The 18,879-nt window shown below is 67.2% G+C and carries 26 protein-coding genes; 25 read left to right on the top strand and 1 reads right to left on the bottom strand.

All coding sequences use genetic code 11. The annotated features are described in order from the left end of the window. The first annotated feature begins 58 nt into the window (after positions 1-58). The 22 genes from EU805_RS01765 (at position 59) to EU805_RS01870 (ending at position 13,530) form a co-directional block, all read left to right on the top strand. Positions 59-478 carry a hypothetical protein gene (locus EU805_RS01765; protein WP_129762223.1) on the top strand — a complete coding sequence of 140 codons (420 nt, stop codon included), beginning with the start codon at positions 59-61 and terminating at the stop codon, positions 476-478. Between the two features lie 3 nt (positions 479-481). Next, positions 482-817 carry a hypothetical protein gene (locus EU805_RS01770; protein ID WP_129762224.1) on the top strand — a complete coding sequence of 112 codons (336 nt, stop codon included), beginning with the start codon at positions 482-484 and terminating at the stop codon, positions 815-817. Beyond that, positions 804-1,355: a phage tail protein gene (locus tag EU805_RS01775; RefSeq protein ID WP_129762225.1), complete on the top strand. Its 552-nt coding sequence runs from the start codon at positions 804-806 to the stop codon at positions 1,353-1,355. Before EU805_RS01770 ends, EU805_RS01775 begins: the two co-directional genes overlap by 14 nt. Further along, complete coding sequence (locus EU805_RS01780; RefSeq protein ID WP_129762226.1) at positions 1,342-1,866, top strand: hypothetical protein; 525 nt, start codon at positions 1,342-1,344, stop codon at positions 1,864-1,866. The genes EU805_RS01775 and EU805_RS01780 overlap by 14 nt, the downstream gene beginning before the upstream one ends. Then, positions 1,863-2,339 (top strand): phage baseplate assembly protein V, encoded by a 477-nt coding sequence (locus tag EU805_RS01785; protein ID WP_129762227.1) that lies wholly within the window; start codon positions 1,863-1,865, stop codon positions 2,337-2,339. The genes EU805_RS01780 and EU805_RS01785 overlap by 4 nt, the downstream gene beginning before the upstream one ends. Before the next feature lie 58 nt (positions 2,340-2,397). After that, the gene (locus tag EU805_RS01790) at positions 2,398-2,727 is read left to right on the top strand and encodes a GPW/gp25 family protein (RefSeq protein WP_242494022.1); all 330 of its coding nucleotides are present in this window, start codon (positions 2,398-2,400) and stop codon (positions 2,725-2,727) included. Beyond that, positions 2,724-3,626, top strand: coding sequence for a baseplate J/gp47 family protein (locus EU805_RS01795; protein WP_129762229.1), 903 nt, complete (start codon positions 2,724-2,726; stop codon positions 3,624-3,626). Before EU805_RS01790 ends, EU805_RS01795 begins: the two co-directional genes overlap by 4 nt. Beyond that, on the top strand, positions 3,619-4,209 hold the full coding sequence (locus EU805_RS01800; protein WP_165351864.1) for a phage tail protein I: 591 nt from the start codon (positions 3,619-3,621) through the stop codon (positions 4,207-4,209). The genes EU805_RS01795 and EU805_RS01800 overlap by 8 nt, the downstream gene beginning before the upstream one ends. Beyond that, the gene (locus EU805_RS01805; RefSeq protein ID WP_129762231.1) at positions 4,206-5,168 is read left to right on the top strand and encodes a DUF2793 domain-containing protein; all 963 of its coding nucleotides are present in this window, start codon (positions 4,206-4,208) and stop codon (positions 5,166-5,168) included. The genes EU805_RS01800 and EU805_RS01805 overlap by 4 nt, the downstream gene beginning before the upstream one ends. Before the next feature lie 18 nt (positions 5,169-5,186). Next, the gene (locus tag EU805_RS01810; protein WP_129762232.1) at positions 5,187-5,750 is read left to right on the top strand and encodes a hypothetical protein; all 564 of its coding nucleotides are present in this window, start codon (positions 5,187-5,189) and stop codon (positions 5,748-5,750) included. Between the two features lies 1 nt (position 5,751). Then, positions 5,752-6,105: a DUF1353 domain-containing protein gene (locus EU805_RS01815; RefSeq protein ID WP_242494023.1), complete on the top strand. Its 354-nt coding sequence runs from the start codon at positions 5,752-5,754 to the stop codon at positions 6,103-6,105. A 144-nt stretch (positions 6,106-6,249) separates the two neighbouring features. Then, on the top strand, positions 6,250-7,368 hold the full coding sequence (locus EU805_RS01820) for a phage tail sheath C-terminal domain-containing protein (RefSeq protein WP_242494024.1): 1,119 nt from the start codon (positions 6,250-6,252) through the stop codon (positions 7,366-7,368). Continuing rightward, entirely contained in the window at positions 7,368-7,874 is a 507-nt protein-coding gene (locus EU805_RS01825; RefSeq protein WP_129762235.1) for a phage major tail tube protein, read from the top strand. Before EU805_RS01820 ends, EU805_RS01825 begins: the two co-directional genes overlap by 1 nt. Before the next feature lie 2 nt (positions 7,875-7,876). After that, positions 7,877-8,173, top strand: a complete 297-nt coding sequence (locus tag EU805_RS01830) for a phage tail assembly protein (protein WP_129762236.1) — start codon at positions 7,877-7,879, stop codon at positions 8,171-8,173. Between the two features lie 121 nt (positions 8,174-8,294). Then, positions 8,295-10,514: a phage tail tape measure protein gene (locus tag EU805_RS01835; RefSeq protein ID WP_129762237.1), complete on the top strand. Its 2,220-nt coding sequence runs from the start codon at positions 8,295-8,297 to the stop codon at positions 10,512-10,514. Between the two features lie 3 nt (positions 10,515-10,517). Continuing rightward, positions 10,518-10,931, top strand: a complete 414-nt coding sequence (locus EU805_RS01840) for a phage tail protein (RefSeq protein WP_129762238.1) — start codon at positions 10,518-10,520, stop codon at positions 10,929-10,931. Beyond that, complete coding sequence (locus EU805_RS01845) at positions 10,894-11,118, top strand: tail protein X (RefSeq protein ID WP_242494025.1); 225 nt, start codon at positions 10,894-10,896, stop codon at positions 11,116-11,118. Before EU805_RS01840 ends, EU805_RS01845 begins: the two co-directional genes overlap by 38 nt. A 20-nt stretch (positions 11,119-11,138) precedes the next feature. Beyond that, complete coding sequence (locus EU805_RS01850) at positions 11,139-12,122, top strand: phage late control D family protein (RefSeq protein ID WP_165351865.1); 984 nt, start codon at positions 11,139-11,141, stop codon at positions 12,120-12,122. Between the two features lie 33 nt (positions 12,123-12,155). Continuing rightward, positions 12,156-12,794 carry a hypothetical protein gene (locus EU805_RS01855; RefSeq protein WP_129762240.1) on the top strand — a complete coding sequence of 213 codons (639 nt, stop codon included), beginning with the start codon at positions 12,156-12,158 and terminating at the stop codon, positions 12,792-12,794. Between the two features lie 92 nt (positions 12,795-12,886). Further along, a complete protein-coding gene (locus EU805_RS01860) occupies positions 12,887-13,081 on the top strand; it encodes a hypothetical protein (protein WP_129762241.1) in 195 nt (64 codons plus the stop codon). Positions 13,082-13,083: 2 nt separating this feature from the next. After that, positions 13,084-13,278 (top strand): hypothetical protein, encoded by a 195-nt coding sequence (locus EU805_RS01865; protein WP_129762242.1) that lies wholly within the window; start codon positions 13,084-13,086, stop codon positions 13,276-13,278. A 45-nt stretch (positions 13,279-13,323) separates the two neighbouring features. After that, positions 13,324-13,530, top strand: coding sequence for a DNA-binding transcriptional regulator (locus EU805_RS01870; protein WP_129762243.1), 207 nt, complete (start codon positions 13,324-13,326; stop codon positions 13,528-13,530). On the opposite strand, the gene EU805_RS01875 is transcribed toward EU805_RS01870, so the two are convergent. Then, a complete protein-coding gene (locus EU805_RS01875) occupies positions 13,522-14,721 on the bottom strand; it encodes an integrase arm-type DNA-binding domain-containing protein (RefSeq protein ID WP_129762244.1) in 1,200 nt (399 codons plus the stop codon). The genes EU805_RS01870 and EU805_RS01875 overlap by 9 nt on opposite strands. A gap of 276 nt (positions 14,722-14,997) precedes the next feature. On the opposite strand from EU805_RS01875, the gene EU805_RS01880 reads away from it, so the two are divergent. The 3 genes from EU805_RS01880 (at position 14,998) to EU805_RS01890 (ending at position 18,830) form a co-directional block, all read left to right on the top strand. After that, positions 14,998-16,350, top strand: a complete 1,353-nt coding sequence (locus tag EU805_RS01880; RefSeq protein WP_242494026.1) for a phosphatidylserine/phosphatidylglycerophosphate/cardiolipin synthase family protein — start codon at positions 14,998-15,000, stop codon at positions 16,348-16,350. Continuing rightward, positions 16,347-17,084, top strand: a complete 738-nt coding sequence (locus tag EU805_RS01885) for an endonuclease/exonuclease/phosphatase family protein (RefSeq protein ID WP_129762245.1) — start codon at positions 16,347-16,349, stop codon at positions 17,082-17,084. The genes EU805_RS01880 and EU805_RS01885 overlap by 4 nt, the downstream gene beginning before the upstream one ends. A 63-nt stretch (positions 17,085-17,147) precedes the next feature. Continuing rightward, the gene (locus EU805_RS01890; protein ID WP_129762246.1) at positions 17,148-18,830 is read left to right on the top strand and encodes a GGDEF domain-containing phosphodiesterase; all 1,683 of its coding nucleotides are present in this window, start codon (positions 17,148-17,150) and stop codon (positions 18,828-18,830) included. Positions 18,831-18,879 lie beyond the last annotated feature (49 nt).

An 18,879-nucleotide genomic window follows, 5' to 3' on the forward strand; every position in this document is an offset into this window, starting at 1 on the left:
GATCCGGATCTAGCCGGGTCGAGTTCCTCCCTCCCTCTCATCACTCGAAGGTGTGAACATGGCAGACAAGAAGAAGATCGAGCTGAAGCTGACCTCGGCCGTCGGCATCAATGGCAAGCTCGTGACGCCCGGCAAGGACAAGGCGAAGCCCGACGTCGTGGTCTCCGAGACCGTCGCGCGCAACCTCCTGCAGCGCGGCAAGGCGAAGCTCTTTGGCGACGAGGAGCTCGAAGGGGTCGAGACCAACCCGGACGGCTCCGCGGTCGGTGTCGACCTGGGCGCGAAGGAGGGCTTCCCGCCTCCCGGCAAGGACGCCCAGAACCGCTCCGGCAGCCCGCTCGACAACGGCGCGAACGTGCCCGAGAAGGGCGCGAACGAGACGCCCGGTGAAGGCTCCGGCGCTCCCTCCGGCACGGACGCGAAAGCCACCGGCGGCACCGGGGCGAAGGCAGCCGGCGGCAAGGGCGCCAAGAAGTAAGCTATGCCCGCGCCCGATTGGGAAAACCTTGGCGAGTTCTTCTCGCCCGACGAGTTCGCCGTGCCGGTCACCATCCGGCGCGGCGATGTCGTGTTGTGGGAGGGCTCCGCGATCTTTGAGGAGCAGAACGGGCCCTCGTCGCTGGGCGACCTGCAGCATGATCTGACCGAGCCGCACCTGTTGCTCCCGTCGGCCGACGCGGCCGCGGTCGACGATGGCGATGTGGCCGTGGTCGACGGGAAGACTTGGGACGTCGTCTCGGATCCGGAGCACGACGGCAGCGGCCTCGCGCGGATCCGTCTCTCGAAGCCCACCAAGGCCTATCGTGCTCAGTTTTGACCTCGATGGCGACGCGCTCGAGCGGCTTGCGACCGAGTTCGCCGCGTCGCCTAGCGAGGTGGAGAAGGCCTATGGTGCCGCGCTTCGCCGCACCGCCAGCAACATCCGCCGGCTCTCGTCTAAGGGTCTGAAGAGCGAGCTGGGGCTGCGGAACGCGACGGCTCTGCGCCGGCGGCTGAAGGAGTATCGCTACCGCAAGGGCCGGGGTCAGTCCGTCGTGCTGTGGTATGGGGCGAACGATCTGCCGGTGTCGGCCTTCAAGGGTCGGCCGCGCGAGGTGGCCGGTGGGATCGAGATGAACGGGACCACGCTGGTCGGTGCGTTCTTCGCGCGCCCGGGCGGCAAGAAGCGCGGTGTCTACCGCCGGGCCGGGGACGGGCGCTTTCCGATCGTCGAGGCGCGGATGCCGGTCGCGGACCGGATGATGATCTACCTGGAGGACGAGGTGTTCGTCGATATCGACACGCTGTTCCTCCGCAACTTCGAGTCCGAGATCCGGGCTCGCACAATCTTCGGAGTGGGAAATGGAAAACGTTGATCTGGACGCGGCCCTCGAGGCCGTCCGGGCGGGCTTCGCGGAGCGCTTCCCTGGCGTGAACGTGGTGATCGCCGAGGACGCCGAAGACGACGAGCTGCCGGTGCCGGCGCTGGTCTGCCAAATCTCGGAAATCGAGCCGGATCCGGACGGCGATCCGCTCACCGGACAGTTCCCATGCCTGGTCCGGGTGCAGGCGCGGATCGTCCTGGGGAGGCGCACACCGGCGGTCCGCATGCAGACGCTGAAGCTGGCGGGCGCCGTCGCCGCCCAGGTGCATGCGGAGCGGTTCGGGGTGAAGTGGGGCGCGGCGACGGTGATCGCGGTGGAACCGGACGAGTTCGCACCGGCCGCGGCGCGGTTCGACGTCTGGCTGGTTGAGTGGGTGCATGCGGCTCGCCTCGGCGATGCCTTCGAGCTGCCGCCGGAGTTCCTGCCGTCCGAGGTCCTGGTGTCCCACGCGCCGCGCGTCGGGATCCCGCATGAGGCGGATTACGAGGAGGCGCAGCCGTGAGCCTCGCTGTCTCCGAGCTGATGCGCATCGTCGAGCGGATGGTGATCATCGGCACCGTGGTCGAGCTCGATCCGACGGCCGCGCGCGTGAAGGTCTCCCTGGGGCCGGGTGTCGTCTCCGGTTGGCTGCCGTTTGCGCAGCTCGGGTCAAAGGACGTGCGGATCTGGGTCCCGCCGGTGAAGGGGTCGCAGGTGGTCGTGTTCTCGCCTGGCGGCAACACCGCCCGCGGCATCGTCTATCCCGGTCCCTACGATGGGGTTGCTCCGGACGATCGGGACAGCGCCGTCAGCCTGTCGATGCCGGGTCTCGATCTGTCGGTGGTCGGTGGTGTCGCGACGATCGAGCTCAGCACGATGAACGTGAAGGGCAACATCATCGTGGACGGCGATGTGGTGGCCTCCGGCGTCAGCCTGACCGGCCACACGCACAGCGGCGTGACCGGCGGCGGCTCGAACACGGGCGGGCCGTCGTAAGGGGAACCCGCCAGAGGCGCGGCGCCGCGCGCGCGTCCAACTTGCCGGCATGCGCGGTATGAATTCAGAAACGGGGCGGGCGATCGGTGGCATGGCGCATCTGCGGCAGTCCATCCGCGATATCCTGTCCACACCGATCGGCTCACGGGTCCTGCGGCGCGACTACGGGTCTCGCCTCTATCAGCTGGTCGACCGTCCTTATTCGGCCGGCCTCCGGCTGCAGCTCATCGCTGCGACGGCCGAGGCGATCGCCGCTTGGGAGCCGCGGGTGGTGGTCAAGCGGGTCCGCATCGATCGGCTCGCGCTGGGCGAGCTGGTCGTGTCGCTGACCATGACGCTCGTGGCCGAGGAGCGCGATCTGGTTCTGGACGGGGTGGTGGTGTCGTGAGCGGTTTCTCTGCAATCAATCTGCCGAAGCTGCCGGCACCTGCAGCTGTCGATCTGCTCGACGTGGAGACGATCCTGTCGGAAATGAAGGCCGAGGCGCTCGCGCGTGATCCGTCCCTCGCGGATGCGCTCGCGCTCGAAAGCGAGCCGGCCGTTAAAATCCTTGAGGTCGCGGCCTACCGCGAGCTGCTCATCCGTCAACGGATCAACGAGGCTGTCCGCGCAACCATGCTCGCTTTCGCAACCAGCAGCGACCTCGACCACATCGGGGCGCTGTTCGGTGTCGAGCGGCTTGTGGTCGTGACTGCAGATCCTGACGCCTTTCCGCCTGTCGAGGCGGTGCTCGAAGACGACGAGCGGCTCCGCACCCGGATCCAGCTGTCGCTCGAAGGCTTTTCAACGGCCGGGACTTATGGCGGCTATCGGTTCTTCGCTCTGTCCGCATCGGCGCTGGTGCGCGACGTGCAGATCCTCAATCCCGAGCCCGGCCTGGTCCGGGTCTTTGTCCTCTCCGAAGAAGGCGACGGCGTCCCGGACGCTGATCTGTTGGCCGGCGTCGATGCGGCGCTGGACGACGAGGATGTGCGGCCTTTGTCCGACCGTGTTGAAGTTCTGCCTGTCGACCTGGTCGATTTCTCGATCGAGGCGACGCTCACGATCGACGACGGGCCGGATTCGTCGGTGGTCATCGCCGCGGCCAAGGCTGCGCTCCTGGCCTTCCTCGAAACTCGACGGCTGGTCGGGCGTAACGTTCCGCGCGCCGGCATCATCGCGGCTCTCTACCAGGCGGGCGTTCAGAATATCGCTCTGGCCTCTCCGGCTGCCGACGTGGTGGTCGGAGACGGTCAGTCGGCCCGATGGACGGCCGTGCAGCTGACGGACGGAGGCGCTGGTGTCTGATCCGCGATCGCTCTTGCCCTCCGGTGCGACCGAAGCCGAGCGGGCACTCGAGGGTGCCGTGTCGCGCATTGGTCTCGTCGCTTTGCCGGAAGCGATGAATTCGCGCGCTGAAACGGCCGCGCCCGATCACCTGCCGTTTCTCGCCTGGGCGTTCTCGGCCGACACCTGGGACCCGTCTTGGCCGGAAGCCGTGAAGCGGCAGGTCGTTTCGGGCGCGGTCGAGGTCCACCGCCGCAAGGGGACGCTTGGGGCTCTGCGTCGGGCGCTCGCCGATATGGGCTATGGTGCCGCGGTCATCCGCGAATATCGCGACCGGCCGCGCTACGGGAACGGCGCGACCTATGGGACGATCGGCTCGGCAGAGCAGTGGGAGTCCTGGGCCGACTATCGGATCGAGCTGGGCGAAACGGTCAGCCGCGCAGACGTCGCGGCCGTGTTCGCCCGGGCGCAGCGGATCGCGCCGGTGCGCTGCCGGCTCGTGTCCGTCAACTTCCGCCGTGTGGCTTTGCAATACGGTGACGATCTCGTGGCCGGCACTGGGCAGGCCTACGGCGACACAATCACGCAAGAGGTGGCAGCATGACGCAATTGGTGAAACTGGCCGAGCAGGGTCTCTGGCCTGCGGACATCCACGAAATCCAAAACGGGGACGATTTCAACGGGGGCCCGCCTGATCTCGACAACAGCGAGGGGCATGCGAACGTCCAGGCGGCAGCCCTCGCCGCTCGGACGCAGTTCCTGCTGACCTTGTCACGCGGTGCTGCTCGCGCGGTGATTTCCCGCCGAACGTCTCCGCCCACGATCCCACCGACCGCTGGTGACGCCTATCTCATCGCTTCGGGCGCTTCTGGGCTTTGGGCAGGCTTCTCCGAGAACATCGCGGTCTGGTCTGGATCGTCTTGGCAGATTTATCCCTTGCAGGAGGGGCAGATCATCATGGTCGGGGGCGGGTCGGTTTATATGATGACCGGTGGCATTGCATCGCCGTGGCTTGCGAATTTTGGGGCCGCTGGTCCGGTTGAATTAGCTTCGAAGCCGGAAGTTCTAGCGGGGCAAGATAACAGCCGAGTCGTCACTCCGCAAAACCTGGCATTTGCCCTAGGAAAGACCGGTGATGGCTTGCCGCTGAACCTTAAGGTCTCGAACAAGGACCAGCCGTCGCAGTCCATACCTCATACGATTGTCACGCGCTGCGACAACATGGTCGCGGTCGAAGGCAATGCGCAGGGCCTGTGGAACGGTCAGCAGATGGTGGTCACCCCAGACACGCTCGGCGTCTGGGGCATCTTCTGTTCACTTAATACGAACGGCGAAATGGGCGAAGGTGCGTATGTTTTCAAGAACGGCGAGCGGATCGGTCATTACCAGCTAGGCTCGCAGGTCGGACCTTCGAACGTCTGCGCCGTGACGGTGTTCGCTTATCTCACCGAGCCGGGCGACGTCATCGAATTCTATCACGAGCACCGGACCGGCTCGCCCGTGCTGAACAACGGTTCCGACGCCTATATGGTTCGCCTCTTGCCTTACCTCGACCCCAACTAAACCGAAGGATCCACAGCTATGATTTCCATCGAAGTCGATAAGGCGCACCTCTCCGCCGCCGTCGCAATGCTCGAAGAGGGCGGGGCCGCAGTTGATCGGGTGGCCGGCGGGACGGTCTATCTGTCCGGGCCGGCCGACGCGGCTGCGGCCGAGGCGCTCTTGGTCGGATTGGCCGAACGCGCCGGGACGGAAGAGCTGGTGTCATCGCGTCGTTCGGCTATGGCCAAGCTGTCCGCCGTGTCGCAAGCCATCATGGCACCGCTGACCGACGGGTATTCCACTGAAGAAATGGCTTCTTGGGGCCGCAAGGCTGACGCAGCGCGGTCGTTCGATCCCCTCAACCCTGACCCGATTATCTTGCATGAGGCCGCATCGTCTGGCGAAGAGCTCGCGACGCTCGCAGCGGTGATCGTGGCGAAGGCCGACGCCTTCGAGGCGCTGGTCGCTACGGTGACGGGCACTCAGCGTCGCGTCCGAAAGGAGCTCGCGGCCGCGCAGGACCAAGATGCGGTTGATGCGGTTCTCTCCCAGGCGCTGGTCGAAATGGCGGCGCTGGCCGAGCAGGCCGCTTCGGCGTCCTGACTTGAGCGACTACACCGCAGCCGATCCGGCGTTTGCCCGCCTGCCCGGTTCGATCCGGTACCGAGTGGGCGCGGCTTTTGCCTGGGAGCTGGGCTGCGAGGGATCCGGGCTGCTTGTTCCGATCCCGCAAGGCTACACCTTCGACGTTTCGATTCCGCGCGGGCTGCGCTGGGCATTTGACCCGCACGACGCGCGGTTCTTGAAAGCGGCCGCGGTCCACGACAATCTGCTTGAGCGCGGTTGGGATCGGGTAAGTGCGGCCGGTCCGTTCCATCAGGCTCTGAAAGCCGACGGTGTCGGCCGGCTCGCTCGCCTGGCCATGCTCCTGGCCGTCGCCTTGTGGCGCTTCGGCTAGAAGCCCGGGGAACCCGCCAGAGGAATGCGGACGTCGATCCGGTGATCTTGCCTGCAAATCCATAGCGAGGTGATCATGGCTGGCAGTTTCCTTCATGGGGTCGAGGTTCTCGAAGTCGAGTCCGGGACCCGTCCGATCCGTGTCGTGAACACGTCGGTGATCGGCATCGTCGGCACGGCGCCGGATGCCGACGCCGAGGCGTTCCCGCTCAACAAGCCGGTTCTCGTGGCCGGCTCGCGCACCGAAGCGGCGAAGCTGGACACGGTCGGCGATGGCAACGGCACCCTGCCGGCCGCGCTCGACGGGATCTTCGACCAGATCGGCGCCGTCGTCGTCGTGGTTCGTGTCGACGAGGGCGTGGACGAGACCGAAACGCTGGCAAACGTGATCGGGGGCGTGAATGCCAACGACGGGACCTTTGAGGGGGTGCATGCCCTGGCCGGCGCCGAGAGCGTCGTGGGCTTCGCCCCGCGTATCCTGATCGCGCCGGGCTTTACCCATCAGCGTCCCGACGATCTCGCCAACCCCGTGATCGCGGAGCTCGAGGGCATCGCCGGCCGGATGCGCGCGGTGGTCATCGCCGACGGGCCCAACACCACCGATGATGCCGTGATCGCCGCGACCGAGGACTACGGCTCGGACCGCGTCTACCTGGTCGATCCCTGGCACCTGGTGTTCGTCGATGGCGTCACCGTCGCGCAGCCGCCTTCCGCGCGCGTCGCCGGTGTGATCGCGCGCACCGATAACGACGTGGGCTTCTGGGCGTCGCCGTCGAACCGGTTCATTAACGGCATCGTCGGTCTGTCCCGCCCCGTCGACTTCACGCTGGGCGATCGCGCCTCCCGCGCGAACCTGCTGAACGAGGCCGGCGTCGCCACGACGATCCGGCACGACGGCTTCCGCCTCTGGGGCAACCGCTCGCTCTCGGCCGACGCGAAGTTCGCCTTCTTGTCCGTGCGCCGCACGGCCGATGTGCTGAACACCTCGCTGCAGCGCGCCCACCTCTGGGCGGTCGATCGCGGGATCAACCGGACCTACGTCGACGATGTCGTCGATTCCGCAAACGGGTTCCTGCGGGATCTGCAGGCGCAGGGGGCGATCCTGGGTGGTCGCTGCTGGGCTGATCCGGATCTGAACACCCCGTCCGCGATCGCCGACGGCAAGGTCTACTTCAACTTCGACTTCACTCCGGTGTATCCGGCGGAGCACATCACGTTCCGGTCGATCCTGGTCAACGACTATATCGAGGAGGTGCTCGCGTAATGGCTGCCGAGGACATCATCAAGTATCTGAACCTGGTCGTCGACGGCCGGGGCTACGCGGGCAAGATCAAGGAATGGTCGCCGCCCGCGCTCACGCTGGCGACCCAGGATTTTCGCGCCGGCGGCATGGACACCGCGGTCGATCTCGACATGGGCATGGAGAAGCTGACCTGCTCGGGTGTGCTGACCTCCTACGACGACAACGTCCTGGCGCTCTGGGGGCTGAAGAAGGGCGCCGGCGTCCAGCTCACCGCCCGCGGCTCGATGGAAAGCCTCGACGGCACCACGAAGCCGATCGTGCACAACATGACCGGCAAGATGATCTCGCTCGAGCGCGGGACCTGGGGCCCGGGCAACGAGCCGGCGCTGACCTTCAACCTGTCGCTGGTCTTCTACCGCGAGGTGGTCAACGGCCGCGAAATCCACCTCATCGACGCGCTCAACATGATCCGCGTGGTCGATGGCGTCGACCAGCTCGCCGAGCACCGCAAGAACATCGGGATCTGATCATGGCCGCGAAACAATCGAAAGCCGATGCGCTGCCCGACTACCTGGTCCGTGACGGCGAAACGATCGCGATCACCTTCGACGGCGCTGGGCCGAAGATCGACGGGACCGCGGTCAAGACGATCACCATGCGCGAGCCGACCGTCGGGGACCAGCTGGCGGTCGAGGGAAAGTCCGCGATGCGGGCCGAGGTCGCGATGTTTGCGAACCTCTGCGACCTCGATCCCGAGACCGTCTCCTCGCTGTCCATGAAGCATTACGGGCGGCTGCAGGAGGCCTACGGCAGTTTTTTGGCCTGACCCGTGACGGGGTGCGGCGCGGGCTCCTGCAGCTCGCGCGCTACACCGGCTGGGGCCTCGAGGAGCTGATGCGGCTGCCGGTGTCCCGCTTCCTCTGGCTACTGGAAGGTCTGCCGAAAAAATGAGCCGCGAGCAGAAACTGAAATCCACGATCACCATCGGTGCAGCGCTCGAGCGGTCCGTCCGTTCGAGCATGTCGTTCCTGCAGAACGGGCTGAAGAGCGTCGGGAACGAGATCAAGGGCGTCACCAACCGGCAGAAGGAGCTGGACCGCGAGCGCGACGTCCTCCGACGCCAGGGGCGGTCCGTCGAGGCGCTCGATCGGGAATACGAAGAGCTCGGCCGAACGCTGCAGGAGCTCGAACGCAAGCAGGAGCGCTACAACCGCGCGGCCGCAGCCTCGCGCCGGGTCGGCGCGTCGTTCCGAGACGTCTCGAGCAATCTGCGCCGGGATGCCGGTCGGGTCGCGGTCGGTGTCGGCCTGGCATCGGCCGCGGTCTTCGGCCTGGCGAGCTCCACCGCGTCGCTCGGTGATGATGTCGCCAAGACAGCCGATCGGCTCGGCATGGGTATCGGCGCGCTGCAGGAGTATCGCTACGCGGCCGAGCGGTCGGGCGTGGACATTGGCACCTTCGACAAATCGATCCAGGGCATGCAGAAGCGCTTGGGCGAAGCAGCCGAAGGCACGGGTCCCGCGGCGGAGGCGCTCGAACGTCTGGGCCTCAGCGCGAGCTCGCTGTCCGAGATGGAGCCCGAGGAGGCGTTGGGCGCTATCGCCGACGCCATGCTCGGTGTCGAGTCGCAAGCCGAGCAGACCATCCTGGCGAACGACCTGCTGGGCCGGTCCGGTGTCGAAATGCTCAACATGCTGCGGCTCGGCAGCGAGGGCATGCGGGATCTGGCCCGGCAGGGCAGCCGTACCGGCTACGTCCTGTCTGAAAAGGCGGCGCGTGATGCCGAAGTGTTCCAGGACCGGCTGCTCGACGTGCAGCTGGTCATGCAGGGCCTGAAGAACACGGTGGGCGCCGAGCTGATGCCGGTCGTGTCGGACGCGATGACGCAATTCTCCGATTACATGATCGAGAACCGCGACCAGGTCGAAGTCTGGGCAAAGACCTTTGCCACCGGCGTCGGCGATGCGCTGCCCATCCTGGTCGAGCTGGCCAGCGGTCTCGGCGAGGTGGCCGGCGTCACGTTCGAGGCAGCGTCAGGTGTGGCGGACTTGGTCGGCGGGTGGGAAAACTTCGGCGTCCTCCTTGGGGGCTTGGCCTTCGGCAAGACGATCCTGTCGGTCGGTCTACTGGGGGCGAACCTCGTTCGGTTGGGCGGCGCTGTCGCCTTGCTGAATCCCGTCGGCCTGGCCATCGCGGCGATCGCCGGCGGCGCCTACCTCATCTACAAGAAGTGGGACAAGGTCGGTCCCTGGTTCGGCAAGTTGTGGGAGGGGGTCGAACAGACCTTCGGCGGCGTCAGGGACTTCATCGTGGGCGTGTTCACGCTCGACATGGAGCGGGCGAAGGCCGGGATCCTGCAGGCCTGGTCCGGGGTGGGGGCGCAGTTCAGCACTTATCTGACCGGGATCGGCGATGCCTTCCGCTGGGCTTGGGATTCGACGATCGGTCCGATCATGAACAGCCTCGGATACACCTCCGCGATCGTCGCCGGCTGGGAGACCGTAAAGACGTCCGTCGGTGCGGCGCTGGACTGGCTGGGCGAGAAGTTCGAGGAAGCGATGGCGCGCTTCCAGCCGGTGATCGATGCGCTGAAATGGGTTCAGGAGAAGGGCTCGGCCGCGGTGGCGGCGCTGGGCATCGGAGACGGCGGGTCGGTGGTCGATCGCGTTCCCACGGTGGGCGCGACCCAAGGCGGCGAGACCGGCACCTCGCGGGCGCTGGGCAACATCAAGACGCTGGACTCCGGCGGCTCGGAAACGTCCCTCATGGAGCTGGTCGCCCCGACACAGGTCACTCCTGAAGAGGCCGGGATCCGTCCGAACGCGCGAGGCGGTTCCTACGGGCGCGGGTGGCACCTGACGGGCGAGCACGGGCCCGAGCTGAAGTTCGAGACGCGCTCGGGCTTCGTGGCCACCAACCGGCAGCTGCGTGATCTGGCGGAAATGTCGGATCGAGCCGCGGCCGCGCCGCGGGAGAGGTCAGCGCCGGCGTCGCCGGCGCCGTCGGCATCGTCTGCGCCCTCGATCGTCCAGAACATCACGCACCAGATCAACGCGGCCGGGCTCTCCGTCGAGCAGCTGATCGCGGAGCTCAAGCGCCGCGAGCGCCAGGCTGCGTCGGGTGCTCTCTACGACCGGGTGCCGCGCACCGGCCTGGCGGGGAGGTAGGCCATGGCGAACGTGATGATGCAGCTCGGTTCGTTCCAGTTCAGGATCGACACGGCGGCTTATCAGCGGCTCACCCGCTCGGCCGAGGCGCGCTGGGCGCGGCAGACGCGGATCGGCACGACAGATCAGATGCAGCTGACCGGGTTCATGCCGGAAAGCGTGGAGCTCACCGGCTACGTGGCCCCGTTCTTCCGGGGCGGGCTGTCGCAGGTGGACGAGCTGCGGGCGCTGGTCACGCGCGGTCGGCCGCTGTCCTTGGTCAGCGGTCTCGGTGACGTCCTCGGCAGCTGGGTCGCGGAGTCGATGTCCGAAACGAACGAAACCTTCGACGTCGGCGGCGCGGCCCGCTGGCAAGAGTTCACCCTGCGGATTGCGAGGTATGATGGCGGTCTCGGCCTTTTCCTACCGGTCGTCTGAAGGCGACGTCCTCGACGACGTAGTGTTCCGCCACTACGGCAGCCGAGATGGGCGCGAGCTCGAGCTGGTCCTCGAGGCGAACCCTGGCATTGCGGCCGTGGCCGAACGGCTGCCGATCGGGACGGTGGTGCTGTTGCCGACGATCGTGTCGGCTCCGGAGCGGCGTGAGGTCTCGCTGTGGGACTAGCCGAGTATGCGCCCCTCGCCGTGGTCACCATCAACGGCATTCCCCTGTCGGGGATCCTGTTCAACCAGCTCAGCTCGATCGCGGTCTACGAGGGCTCGGGCATCGAATCCGACGCGATCGACCTCGAGTTCGCCGGCTCCGGTGTCTTCGGTCGGATCGCGCTGCCCGAGCCTGGGGCGGAGATCCGCGTGGGCCTCGGTGCCGGGCTGTTCTTCCGCGACTTCGGCGTCTTCGTCGCGGACGAGTGCGAGGTGTCGAACCCGCCCCTGACCATCCGGGTGCGCGGCCTGGCGAAACCGCAGACGGCGACCGGCGGTGGGCTGGCGCCGCTCCATGTCCAGAAGAGCCGGAGCTGGGACGAGGATCTGTCGCTGGGCGCAATCGTCGAGAAGATCGCCGGCGAGGCGGGGCTCGAGCCGGTGGTCTCGGATCTGGTCGCCGGCCTTCTGGTCGGACACCTGGATCAGATCGACGAGTCGGACATTGCGCTGCTCACCCGCATCGGGTCCGAGCTCGACCTCCTAGTAAAGCCGGTGGCGGCGCGCCTGTTCGTGGGCCCGCGCGGATCCGGCGTCACCGCCTCGGGCAAGCCGATGCCCGCCATCCCGCTGCTCGAGGCTGACGTGTCGCGATGGTCGGTGCGGCGCTCGGCCGGCGAGAAGGTCGGTGCGGTCGTGGCCACCTATCGCGACTTGGTCTCGGCCGAGGAGGTCGAGGTCAAAGCGGGCGACGCCGAACCGGAGCGCCGGCTGCGCGGGGTGTTCATCGACGCGGCGTCGGCGCAGGCCGCGGCCGAAAGCGAGCTTGCCCGCGCTGGGCGCACCTCCGAGGCGCTCGAGGTCAGCATGCCGGGCAATGCGTTGGTCACGGTGGAGTCGGTGGTGCTGCCCGTGTTCGCGGCCGCGAGCGCCGGTCGCTGGGTCATCGCGGGCTGTCAGCACTTCCTGTCCGGGTCCGGATTCACGACCTCGTTCTCGGCCGAGCGTCTGGCACCGCAGGAATGATCGGCCGATGGGTGGCCGGGAAAGGAGCAGTCTATGTCTATGGGTGAAAACGCACGGCGCGGTGCCGATCTGACGGTGTCGGTCGGCAAGGTCATCGGCGCGTTGTCTGTCATCTGCACGGTCGCGGTCACCGCCTGGGCGCAGTTCCTCGGGCCCGGGCTCTGGCAGATCAGCGGCCTCGGTGGTCTCGAGGATCGCCTGTTCGAGCGCATCGACGAGAAGATCGATCCGCTCGCCTCCGACGTCGCCTTCATCCTGCGCAACATGCCGCCTCCCAAGGTGGTTGAGTGGGACGAGTCCGTGGCCCGGCAGGACGGCGCCTGCATCTCGCCTCAGTGCGAGTACATCTTGGGTGGGTCGCGCACCGCCTATGGCGAAACCTGCGGCAAGCCCACGATCGTGCGCGTCGAGCTGCGCGGCGTCGACGGGCGGATGTTCGACATCGCGTTCGAGCCCGACTGGATCCCGACCGAGCTCCGGCGCACCCCGGTGACCTTCTCGGTCCCGCTCGATATCCCGGCGTACGTTCCGGATGGCGTCTATACCTGGCGGTCCCTGCAACTCTACGAGTCCTGCACCGGCGTCGGCGAGCCCATCGTGCGCATGTCGCCTTGGTGGCCGCTGGTAATCGGCGATGATCGACCGCCCGCGCCGTTCGAGCCAACAAAATAAGGCGTTTCCGAAAATACCCTGTTGCGCTATAGGGCCATTGGCCCTAACGTCTATTCATGGGCAATGAAGCCCGCCACTGAAAGGACTTTCGAATGACCAGCGCTTCTCTCCGCACCCGCTTCCTCGCCAAGGCTCAAGAGCTGATGCCGCACATGGACGAGTTGCAGGACCTGCCCGAGTGGGCCACCACCGCCTCCCACATCGACGAGGCTCTGTTCCGCAAGTCGGAGTTCATTGGTGGCATGGCTGCGGTGATTTTCGCCGTCCTCGAGAAAGAGGAGGCGTGATCATGGAAGGCATCAACTATGAACGGGATCTCTGGAATGCAGCCGCAGCCGCGCTCGAAGAGCGGGATGTCGAGAAGCTGGAGGCATTGGACCGGCTCTCTCGGGATTGGCTAGGCGACCCGGGCGAGACTGCCGCCCGCTCGGCCGTACTCGCTTCAATGCTCGATGCGGCCTACACGCTGCTGGATCTGGAATGAAACCACGGCCCCGCTCCGGCGGGGCCTTCGCTATAGGAGCTGGCCATGTCGCCATCTGAATTCAAAGCCGCCCGCATCGCCCTGCGCCTGACGCAAGGCGACCTTGCCACGATCTTGGGCGTTGACGGGCGCACCGTGCGGCGCTGGGAGGCTGAGGATGGCAGCCGCCCGCCCAACCCCATTGCGGCCCGCGTCCTCGAATGGATGAAGGCTGGCTACCGCCCGCCGGAGTGGCCTGAAAAGCTATCGTGATCTGATCGGGACAACGTTGCCCTTCGAGCTGGCGCCGGTCACATAGTCGGCCCATGTCTGCATGACGACGCGGCGCTTCTCGAGCAGGTCGGACCGAGCGTAGGACCTTTCCACCGTGTTGCCGATCGTATGGGCCAGCACGGTCTCCGCCACGTCGTAGCTAGTCGCGTCGGTATCCTGCACCCAGGTTCTGAAGCTGGTCCTGAAGCCGTGCGGGCGGCCGGGCTCCTTCAGGCGGTTCATGACTTTCTCGATCGCCACATCGGTGATCGGCCGGCCTGGTCGCTGGCCCTCGAACAGGAGCCGTTCGTGCATCTCCGCCATCTGGTCGCGGATCCGCAGCGCCTCGTCGGACAGCGGGACGCGGAAGGGTTTCGTCCGTCCCTTGCGGCCCTTCATCCGTTCTGCCGGCACCGTCCAGACGTCGCCCTCGATCTCGTCGAATCGGGCGCCGCGGCAGCCGCCGCTCCGGACCAGCGTCAGGATCATCCATTGCAGCGCCTTGGCGCCGGTCCCGCCGTCCTCGAGTTGCGCGTAGATTTCGGGGATCCGCTGCCATTCCGTCGCGACGATCGACTCCGCGTGATGGACGTGGTCGCCAAGGTGCTGCAGCGCGATCTCGACCGTTTCCTCGTGGCACGGGATCCCCATGCGTCGGCAGCGCTGGAATGTAATGCGGGTGCGGTTCACCGCCTTGATGGCCGTCGGGTGCTTTGTCCTCCATATCGGCCGGAGCGCGTTCGCCAGGTCGAGCGGCTGGATCTTCGACATGCGCTTGCGTCCGATCTTCGGGTTCATGTGGATCGTGAGCGGGCTGATCCACCGGCCGGCCGCGCCGTCGTCTTTCAGCGTCGACTTGATGGATTCGAGGACGCGCTGGGCGGCTTCGGCAAATGTCGGATCGTCGGCCTGGGCGGAAACGTCAGCAGCCTCGCGTTCGGCCTGGCGGGTGTCGATCGGGTCTCGGCCAGCGGCGGCGACGGCCGCCCAGCGATCGCGTTCCTTGCGCGCGGCGGCGAGGCTCATCTCCGGGTATGAGCCGAGGCCCATGTCGCGGCGCCGGGTCTGAAACTGGTATCGATAGACCCACCGGCCGGCGGGGCCCTTCTTCAGCAGGAAGAGCCCGCGGCCGTCCGAGAGCTTGCCGTCGCCGGCGTTCTTGATCTGGATCGCTGTCAGCTGATTTGCCATAGGTCGGCGCCGTCCCTCACCTGTCCCACATTCTGTCCCTCACCTCCCTATGCGATGCGCTGGGGCATCCTGCAACACCTTGGGAATCGCAGAGCCTTAAAAACATGGGTTTTCATATGGTGCGGGGACGTGTAGCGACGCGGTGAGCCATCCGTTTGTCGTCTCTCCTGGGCACCACGATTTCCCCCGAAAAGATCAGGCGATACGCATGACCCCGCGACATCTGGACGCGGTAGACGCATGGGCTAACCTTGCGACACCGAGTGGAGACGCGCATTGCTTTTCGGACTGCTGTCAACGCACTTAGAGATCTTCGTCGTCAGCCTGCTCGTGATCGTGGCCGCGGCCTTCATGTTGCAGCAACGCCGGTCTCCGCAGTCGACGGCGGCCTGGCTGCTGGCACTGATTGTGCTGCCTTACGTGGCGGTTCCGATCTTCGTCATGGTGGGGTTCCGAAAGCGTCCCGGCTCCGACAATGCCATCACCTTCCGCGACATCGACGCGGTCGAACCGGTCTGCACGCTGGACCGCGTCCTGCGCAGCTACGATCTGCCGCCCGCCGCCGCGGGCCATACCTTCGATCTGCAGGTCACACCGGGCCAGGCCCGCGCGGCGCTGCACGCCTTGATCGACGGCGCCGAGGAGCGGATCGACACCGTGTTCTACCACGTCGGCCGGGACGACGAGGGGCGTGCCTTCATCGAGGCCCTGACGCGGCGGGCCGGCGAAGGGGTCGAGGTGCGCTTGCTCATGGATCGGCTCGGCTCGCTCATCACCCCGGTCCGGACCCTGCGGCAGTTCCGGAAGGCGGGAGGGAAGATCGAGTATTTCTCTCCCTTCGTGAAACGGCCCCAGCGCGGGCACCTGAACCTGCGCAATCACCGCAAGATGCTGATCGTGGACGACGCTCGGGTCTTCGCGGGGGGGCGCAACGTGGCGGACGTCTACCTGTCGGGGTCGGACGATGCATGGGTCGATCTGTCCTTCACCCTGACCGGCCCCGCGGTCCGCAGTTTCACGGATGTCTTCGAATCGGATTGGTCCGGCGCCGGGGGCCGGACGCGCGACCACGACCAGCCGCCGGTCTACACCGGGACCTGCACCGCGCAGCTCGTGGCTTCCGGCCCCGACCTGCCGCACGACGGCTTTCACGATGCGCTCTTGAACGCCTTTCACCGGGCGACAGACCGGATCTGGATCTCGACACCCTACTTCCTGCCGACCGACGGCCAGTCCGAGGCGCTGGCGATCGCGGCCCGTCGCGGCGTGGACGTGCGCCTGATCCTGCCGCGGACCTCGAACCAGAAGACCGCCGATTTCGCCCGCGGCGCCTATCTGCGCGAACTGGAGGCCGCGGGCGGCAGGATCCTGCTGTTCGAGGACCGGATGATGCACGCCAAGATGGGGGTGATCGACGGGGCGGGCTACGTCGGATCGACCAATTTCGACGTCCGCTCGATGCTGTTGAACTTTGAGGATGCGCTGGTCGTGCACGACGAAGACAGCGTGGCCTGCCTGTCGGACTGGTTCATCGCCCGGTCGAAGGCCTGCACCGAGGGGATTGGCGAATACAGCACCCTGCGCCGCATCGCCGAAGGCTTCTTCCGGATCGGAGCACCGATGCTATGACCCCCGCCAAGGAAGGCCACGTCAGGCTGGCCAGCTACAACATCCGCAAGGGCATGGGCACCGACCGCCGTCGCGACCCGCACCGCTGCCTGAGCGTGCTGGCCTCTCTCAGACCCGACGTGGTGCTCCTGCAGGAGGCCGATCTGCGGCTGGGACGGCGCCCCTCCGCGGTGCCCTTGGCGGCGGTCCGCGAGGCGGGGCTGGTGCCGCTCGACTTCGACCGGTCGGGCGTCAGCATGGGCTGGCACGGCAACGCGATGCTCCTGCGGGCGGACTGGACCGCGACCGAGCTCGCGCACATCGACCTGCCGGGGCTGGAGCCGCGCGGCGCGATCGCCGCCCGGATCGAGACGCCGCACGGGGCACTGCGGGTCGTCGGCACGCATCTTGGCCTGCTGCGACGCTCCCGGCTGGCCCAGCAGCGCGCGCTCGTGGCCTGGCTGGAGCTGCGGGCGCCGCTGCCCACCGTGCTGGCGGGGGATCTCAACGAATGGTCCGGCCACCGCGGGCTGGAACTTCTGGACCGGTGGCTGGACCTGCACGCCCCCGGCCGGTCGTTCCACGCGCGGATGCCCATGGCGGCGCTGGACCGGATCGGCACGCGGGACCTTGCCGTGCGCCGCTGCGGCGTGCACGAGACCCCGCTGGGGCGCCGCGCTTCGGATCACCTGCCGGTCTTCGCAGACCTCGATCTGCCCGGACCGCCGGACCGGGGCGCACACCCGGAAACCTGAATAAACCGGACGTTAACACACAGCGCGCATGTTCGGGTCACCCCCTAAACCGAGGATGACCTCATGCGCCTTGCTTCGCTTTCCGGCCTGTGCCGGCCCCCGAATGCGTTCGACCGGCTCTGGATCGGCGTGCTTCTCAGCGTGAGCGCGCTGGGGGCGGCCTTTGCCCTCTATGCGGGAATGACCGCGGTCGACCTGGAGGAGATGCGCACGGCGGCCGCGCGGCTCGTCCGGGTCCAGACCGTCTCCGACGGGGCCGGGATCGAGATCGCCCGCGGGATCGAGGCGGCGGCCCAGGACATGGATGCGCGACGGCGGACCTTCCAGCTTTCGGTGGTGGCCATCGTGCTCCTGGCCGCGCTGACGGTCCAGCTGCCGGCCTACCTGTCCGCCGCACGGCAACAGCGGCGATCCGATCGCGCGCTCGACCGGGCTCGGCTGGCCCTGACCCGGCTGCGGGCGGAAATGGCGCAACTGTCGGACACGGCGCTGCACGACGATCGCACCGGCCTGCCCAACGGTCCGGGGTTCCGCGCCGCCCTGGACCGCTGGCTCGCGGTGGAGGGCGATCCGATTGCCGTGATCGTGCTCGATCTGAGCGCCGATGGCGGCCGCGACCGCCTTCCGGAAGGAATCGTGACCAGCCTGTCGTCGACCCTGGACGACGCGCTGGAAGGCGATCCGCTGCTGGCCCGCCTTTCGGACACCGAGTTCGGAATCGCGACACGGAAGGCCCCCGATCCGCTGATCACGCAGATCCTGACGATCCTCGAACAGCCCGTGGTCGCGGATCGCACCACGTACAGGCCCCGCGTGCGGGCGGGCTACGCCGTCCAGCGTCCCTGCGACAGCACGGACCTCATCACGGCGGCCCGCAAGGCCCTGCAACAGGCCCGGTCCCATCCCAGCCGACACGTCGTGGCCTATTGCGACGACTTCCGTGCGACCGAAACGACCAGCGCCCAGCTGCTGCGCGACCTGCCGGACGCGCTCTTCGACGGGCAGATCACCGCGGCCTTCCAGCCGCAGATCTGCCTGTCCACCGGCCGGCTCACCGCGGTGGAGGCGCTGGCCCGCTGGCAGCACCCCGCGCTGGGAGAGCTCGAACCCCGCACCTTCTTTCCCACCGTTCGCCGCGCGGGTCTCACCTATGATCTCGACCGCCAGGTCTGGTCCCACGCGCTGCGACAGCTCACCGACTGGCGTGCGCAGGACTTCAACATCCCGCACCTCGCCCTGAACGCCTCGCTCGAGACGATCTCCTGCAGCGGCCTGCTGACCCGTCTGCTGGCGCAACTGTCGGGGCTGGGGCTGTCCGCCTCCGACATCGTGGTCGAGGTGCCGGAACAGGTCTTCGGCACCACCGACGGGTCCGAGGCCGCGCTGAACGTCGAACGGCTGATGGCCGCGGGGATCCGGGTGGAACTCGACGGGCTCAGCCCGAACCTGACGTCGGTCGCCAACCTGCCGGAGCGCGGGGTCAGCGGGGTCAAGCTGGATCAGGCGCTGTCCTGCGCGACCCCCACGCCGGGACGGGCGCGCTCGATCCGCGCTATGATGACACTGCTGGACGAGCTCGAGATCCCCGCCTCGGCCAAGGGAATCGAGACCGACCAGCAATCGCGCCACATGGCCGATGTCGGCTGCGTCCGGGTGCAGGGCAACCTCATCACCGCCCCGATGGACGCGCAGAGCTTTCGCCGCTGGATCGCAGACGGCGCGCCGGGCCAAAGCAGCGCCGTTTAGCCACCCGCCTGAAAAGAGGTTGAGCGCAAGCGTCGTCCCCCCTATCTGA

Source organism: Salipiger sp. IMCC34102, from assembly GCF_004145405.1.
GTDB lineage: Bacteria > Pseudomonadota > Alphaproteobacteria > Rhodobacterales > Rhodobacteraceae > Loktanella.